At 73.1% G+C, this 903-nt stretch carries 1 protein-coding gene; it reads right to left on the bottom strand.

Going from position 1 to position 903, the window contains the following annotated elements; all coding sequences use genetic code 11:
• Nucleotides 1-903, bottom strand: a 903-nt coding sequence (locus KN815_RS06195) for a PP2C family protein-serine/threonine phosphatase (RefSeq protein WP_216340734.1), incomplete at both ends; no start/stop codon positions are given.

Below are 903 nucleotides of genomic sequence, written 5' to 3'. Positions count from 1 at the left end.
TCGAGGGTGGAGAAGTTGTGCACCGCCGTCCGCAGCCGCCCCATCGTCGCCGCGGCGTGCAGACCGTGCCCGACGACATCGCCCACCACCAGCGCCACCCGCGCCCCCGGCAACGGAATGACGTCGAACCAGTCGCCCCCGACCCCCGACTCGGCCGGCAGATAGCGGTACGCCACATCCAGCGCGTTCTGCTCCGGCAGCATCCGGGGCAGCAGGCTGCGCTGGAGGGTCACCGCCATCGTGTGCTCGCGGGTGTAACGCCGGGCGTTGTCGATGCTGACGGCGGCCCGGGTGACCAGCTCCTCGGCGAGGGAGATGTCGTCCTCCTCGAAGGGCTCCGGCTTCTGCGCGCGCATGAAACTGGCCACGCCCAGGACGACGCCCCGGGCCCGCAGCGGCACCGCGATCATCGAGTGGATGCCGTAGTCGACGATCCGCCGGGCGTGCTCGGGGTCCTGGTCCTGCCAGCCGGCGAAGTCGCCGAGGACCGGCTCGACCGTCACCGCTCCGCTGCGGAAGCCTCGGGCCTGGGGTGCGCTCGGGCCGAATTCGATCAGCATGCCGAGGGGGTAGAGCGGGCCGTCGTCCCGGATGCCGCTGAGGGCCGTACGGCGCAGGACGGTACGGCCGCCGTCGGCGACCGCCACGGCGCCCCACGGGCCCGCGTCCGGGGCGCCGGTGCCCACCGCTCCGTCCGGGGGCTCCTCGCCGCGCAGCACCGAGTCCGCGAGGTCCACCGAGACATAGTCGGCGAACCGGGCCACCGCGTACTCCGCCAGCTCCTGGGCGGTGCGCACCACGTCCAGCGTGGTGCCGATGGAGACGCCCGCGTCGTACAGCAGCTTGAGCCGGTTGCGCGCGAGGTCGACCTTGCCGGACAGCGCGCGCAGCTCTGTGGTGTCA

Source organism: Streptomyces niphimycinicus (assembly GCF_018883605.1).
GTDB lineage: Bacteria > Actinomycetota > Actinomycetes > Streptomycetales > Streptomycetaceae > Streptomyces > Streptomyces niphimycinicus.
The sequence above is the reverse complement of the archived record's forward strand: the minus strand, read 5'-3'. Positions and strand labels throughout refer to the sequence as shown.